Source organism: Dietzia sp. DQ11-44, from assembly GCF_014145205.1.
In the GTDB taxonomy this organism is placed as follows: Bacteria; Actinomycetota; Actinomycetes; order Mycobacteriales; family Mycobacteriaceae; genus Dietzia; species Dietzia natronolimnaea.
In genome coordinates, this window is the sequence record NZ_JAALEC010000309.1 from 1 (window position 1) to 4,127 (window position 4,127).

General features: G+C 72.4%; 6 protein-coding genes. 3 read left to right on the top strand and 3 right to left on the bottom strand.

The genetic code is table 11. From position 1 onward, the window contains the following. A partial coding sequence (locus G6018_RS08515) for a PUA domain-containing protein (RefSeq protein ID WP_347237835.1) occupies nucleotides 1-323 on the top strand: 323 nt, incomplete at its 5' end. 104 nt (nucleotides 324-427) lie between these two features. Here G6018_RS08515 and G6018_RS08520 read toward each other — a convergent pair. Genes G6018_RS08520 through G6018_RS08530 form a run of 3 tightly spaced genes read right to left on the bottom strand, consistent with a single transcriptional unit; the run spans nucleotide 428 to nucleotide 2,740 of the window. Beyond that, entirely contained in the window at nucleotides 428-1,048 is a 621-nt protein-coding gene (locus G6018_RS08520) for a carbonic anhydrase (RefSeq protein ID WP_182639378.1), read from the bottom strand. Between the two features lie 34 nt (nucleotides 1,049-1,082). Beyond that, complete coding sequence (locus tag G6018_RS08525) at nucleotides 1,083-1,961, bottom strand: Sir2 family NAD-dependent protein deacetylase (protein ID WP_182639379.1); 879 nt, start codon at nucleotides 1,959-1,961, stop codon at nucleotides 1,083-1,085. Then, nucleotides 1,958-2,740, bottom strand: a complete 783-nt coding sequence (locus tag G6018_RS08530) for an MBL fold metallo-hydrolase (protein ID WP_182639380.1) — start codon at nucleotides 2,738-2,740, stop codon at nucleotides 1,958-1,960. Before G6018_RS08530 ends, G6018_RS08525 begins: the two co-directional genes overlap by 4 nt. A gap of 23 nt (nucleotides 2,741-2,763) precedes the next feature. Between G6018_RS08530 and G6018_RS08535 the strand changes: the two genes are divergently transcribed. Together G6018_RS08535 and G6018_RS08540 are read left to right on the top strand one after the other, a co-directional pair. Further along, nucleotides 2,764-3,495 carry an AAA family ATPase gene (locus G6018_RS08535; RefSeq protein WP_259846721.1) on the top strand — a complete coding sequence of 244 codons (732 nt, stop codon included), beginning with the start codon at nucleotides 2,764-2,766 and terminating at the stop codon, nucleotides 3,493-3,495. 17 nt (nucleotides 3,496-3,512) lie between these two features. Then, nucleotides 3,513-4,127: FAD-binding protein (locus G6018_RS08540; RefSeq protein WP_206685260.1), on the top strand; the 615-nt coding region annotated here is incomplete at its 3' end.

Sequence of the window (4,127 nt, forward strand, 5' to 3'; positions counted from 1 at the left end):
CCGAGCGGATGACCGCGCGGCGGTTCTGGGTCCGCCACGCCGCCGACGCGCGGGGTGCGGTGATCCTGGACGACGGCGCGGTGCGTGCCGTCACCGGCTCCCGGCGGTCGCTGCTCCTGGCGGGGGTGACCGGCGTCGACGGGCTGTTCCACTTCGGCGACGTGATCGAGATGCGCGACACCGCCGGCGACACCGTCGCCAGGGGGATCGCCCAGTACGACTCGATCGAGGTGCGCTCCCGGCTGGCCGAACGCGCGTCCGGCACCGGCACCACGGGCCAGGGTCGTCCTCTCGTGCACGCCGACGACCTGGTGGCGCTGTGATGATGGCGCTGTGATGATGGCGCTGGGATGATGGCGCTGGGATGATTGCGCTGTGATGAGGGCGCTGTGGTGATCCTGTGGCGCGCTGACGACGCTCCGGCTCTCTAGAGGTCGATCCTGCCCTCGGTATGGACCGGGGTGACCGTGCCCTCGGCGAGGTTGTACAGCGCCCCGACGATCGCGGTGCGTCCCCGGGAGATCGCGCGGTCCACCGCCGAGGACTTCTCGCGGATCGCCGTGACCGCCTGGCGCACGTTCTCGATCACCACGTCCTCGTATCCGGCCGCGGGGTCCCGCCGGGCCTCGAACACGGCCGGGGCGATCCGCTCCACCACGTCGCGCAAATATCCCGACGGGGTGGTGTGCGTGTCGACGGCGTTGATCGCCGCGCCCACGGCGCCGCACGAGGTGTGCCCGAGCACCAGCGTCAGCGGGATGCCCAGCACGTCCACACCGAACTCGATCGAGCCCAGTACCGACGGGTCCACGATGTGGCCGGCGTTGCGGATGACGAACAGGTCGCCGAGGCCCTGGTCGAAGACGACCTCGGCGGGCACCCGCGAGTCGGCGCAGCCGAAGACCATCCCGAAGGGGTGCTGCTGGCCGGTGAGTTCGGCGCGGCGTGCGGGGTCCTGGTGGGCGTGCAGGCCCGCACCGTCGACGTAGCGGCGGTTTCCGTCGAGTAGCCGCTGCAGAGCGGCGTCGGGGGTCAGGTCTGTGCTCATCCCTGCAGTCTGCCGCTCTGCTCGCGCAGTTCGCCTACAGGGCCCGGTCGACGAGGGCCAACACCTCGATGCAGTCGCCGTCGACCGTCAGCGTGGCTTCGGCGTGCGCCCGGGTGTGGCCGCGGTTGACCACGGCCACGGGGGTGCCGGTGGTCACCGCGCGCCGCACGAACCGGTATCCCGACCGGACGGTGAGGGAGGACCCCACGACGACGACGAGGTCGGACCCGTCGACCAGGGCGTTGGCCTCCGCCACCCGGTGCGCCGGGACGTTCTCCCCGAAGTAGACGATGTCGGGCTTGAGCACGCCCGAGCAGCGGCGGCAGTCCACCATGCGGAAGTCCGCGGTGTCGTCGAGGACCGCATCGGCGTCCGGGGCGACCTCGATGGCACCGCGAGTGGCGACCCGCTCCGCGAAGCCGGGGTTGAGACGGTCGAGATCCTCGTGCAGAGCCCATCTGCTCTGGCGCAGGCCACAGTCGAGACAGGTGACCACGGCGTAGCTGCCGTGCAGGTCCACGAGCCGGCGACTGCCGGCCTTGAGGTGGAGCAGGTCCACGTTCTGGGTGATGACGCCGCTGACCAGGCCCCGGCGTTCCCAGTCGGCCACCAGCGCGTGGGCCGCGTTGGGCCGCGCGGCCTCCATGTGTCGCCAACCCAGGTGGTTGCGGGCCCAGTAGTGGCGGCGGTACCCGGGGTCCCCGACGAACTCCTGGAAGGTCATGGGGGTCCGGGCGGGGGAGTCCGGTCCGCGGTAGTCGGGGATCCCGGAGGGGGTGGAGATCCCCGCCCCGGTGAGGATCGTCGCCCTCCGGCCCCGCATGAGGTCCGCCAACGCCGTGGCCCGCGCCGGCAGATCCCGGTCCGGGTCGGTGCGCGCGGCGGGAGTCCAGGCGGTGTCCCGGATCCTCATCCCGGGACGCCTCCCGGACCCGTCGGGTCGTGGGCGCACACCACCCGCAGGTCCCCGACGCGGCGCCCGGCCAGTGCCGCGAGGCGCTCGTGGGTCAACTCGACGGCCGACGGGACCAGCGACAGGGCACGTTCGGCGACAGCGATCGCCCTCGGGTAGCCGACCGACGGGTCGATCTGACCGCGCAGGTAGAACGCGTCCCCGGCGTGCAGGACGTCGACCTCGCCGGGGTCCCGCGGATCGCCGGGGACCAGGACGCCGGCGTGCCCCACGGTGTGGCCCGGCAGATCGACCAGGGCCATCCCCTCGAGCACGTGGTCCAGGGGATGCACACGGAAGCCCTCCCACCGGTCGGTCCCGTAGGTGTACTCGGTGAACGCCGGGCCGTGCGCCCACTGGGCGCGGCGGTAGCGACGCCGCTCGATCCAGCGCGGGGTGCGCACCGCCCACGTCAGGGCCTCGGAGGCCACGTGTACTTCCGCCCCGGGGAAGTCGGCGAGCCCGCCGATGTGGTCGAAATCCATGTGGGTGAGCACGATGTGGCGCACCTCGCGGGGGTCGAACCCCATGGCCTCGATGCGCCGGTAGGCGGTCTCGGACGGGTCGAGTCGGGGGCGCATCGCGTGTCGTGAGGGACCCAGCCGGGCGGCGGGGTCGGCGATGTCGTGGAGCCCGATGCCGGTGTCCACCAGCACCAGACCCTCCGGGGCCTCCACCAGCAGTACGCGGGTCGGGACCCGTCCGGCGAACGTCCCGCAGTTCATCTGGTGGATCCGCATGTCGGCCACGGTACCGTGGCCGCGTGAGTCGAGACGGCGTGCTGGACCCGCGTCCGCTGGTTCGCGTCGCGGTGGACCCCGGCCTCGTCGCGTCGTCCGGGGCGTGGCCGTATTCGGTACCCGCGGTGGCCGATCTCGTGCGGGACGGGCTGGAGCTCGACGACCTCACCGTCCTGGTGGGGGAGAACGGGTCCGGCAAGTCCACGATCGTCGAGGCCGTGGCCATGGCGTTCGGCCTGAACGCCGAGGGCGGGTCCACCGGGGCCCGGAACTCCACGTGGGCGTCGGAGTCCCCGTTGCACGAGGCGCTGCGGTTGGTGCGCGGGGGCGGGGCGCCGCGGTGGGGCTACTTCGTGCGGGCCGAGACCATGCACGGGTTGTTCACCTACCTGCAGTCGTCGGGGCCGGGTCAGGACTTCCACGCGCGCAGTCACGGCGAGGCGTTCTGGGACCTGGTGGACTCCTCCCGGTTCTCCGGCGGCGGGTTGTTCGTGTTGGACGAGCCCGAGGCGGGACTGTCCTTCGACGCCCAGCTCCGCCTGGTCGCGCAGTTGCTCGAGCTGGCCGACCGACGGGGGGCACAGGTGCTCATGGCCACCCACTCCCCGATCCTGGCCTCCGTGCCGGGGGCCGCGGTGTACGAGCTGTCGGAGGACGGGATGCACCGCAGTCGCTGGGAGGACCTGGCGATGGTGGACCACCACCGCCGGTATCTCGCGGCCCCGGAGCGGTATCTGCGTCATCTGTTGGAGTGACCCGGCACACTGGACCCATGACCAACTCCGCGTCCCGTCCCGCCCGTACCGCCGGGGAGGCCCGGCCCGTCCACCCCGAGTACCCCTCGTACGCCCCGCCGTCCACCTCGACCGCCGCCAACGCCGGGCCGCTGCCGGCACCCGAGCCCGGGTTCACGCCCGACATCATCGTGGTGGGCCACGGCCTGGCGGGGCTGGTCGCCACCTACGAGGCGAGCCGAGCGGGCAAGAAGGTCCTCGTGGTGGACCAGGAGAACGAGAAGAACCTGGGCGGACAGGCCTACTGGTCGCTCGGTGGCCTGTTCATGGTGGACACCCCCGAGCAGCGGCGCATCGGCATCCACGACTCGCTGGACCTGGCGTGGCGAGACTGGCTCGGTTCGGCGGCCTTCGACCGGCCCGAGGACCACTGGCCCCGGCGGTGGGCGCGGGCGTACGTGGAGTTCGCGGCAGGGGAGAAGCGCACGTACCTGAACGAGCTGGGGCTCAAGATCATCCCCACCGTCGGCTGGGCGGAGCGCGGTGGCGGGGACGTGGGAGGCCACGGCAACTCCGTCCCGCGATTCCACGTGACCTGGGGTACCGGGCCCGAGGTGGTGCGCGTCTTCGAGGAGCCGGTCCGCACGGCCGCC

Bases quoted from the DNA above. Each gene is read 5' to 3' on its own strand.
- G6018_RS08520 (WP_182639378.1), bottom strand. From the start codon at position 1,048: ATGAGCACAGACCTGACCCCCGACGCCGCTCTGCAGCGGCTACTCGAC.
- G6018_RS08525 (WP_182639379.1), bottom strand. From the start codon at position 1,961: ATGAGGATCCGGGACACCGCCTGGACTCCCGCCGCGCGCACCGACCCG.
- G6018_RS08530 (WP_182639380.1), bottom strand. From the start codon at position 2,740: ATGCGGATCCACCAGATGAACTGCGGGACGTTCGCCGGACGGGTCCCG.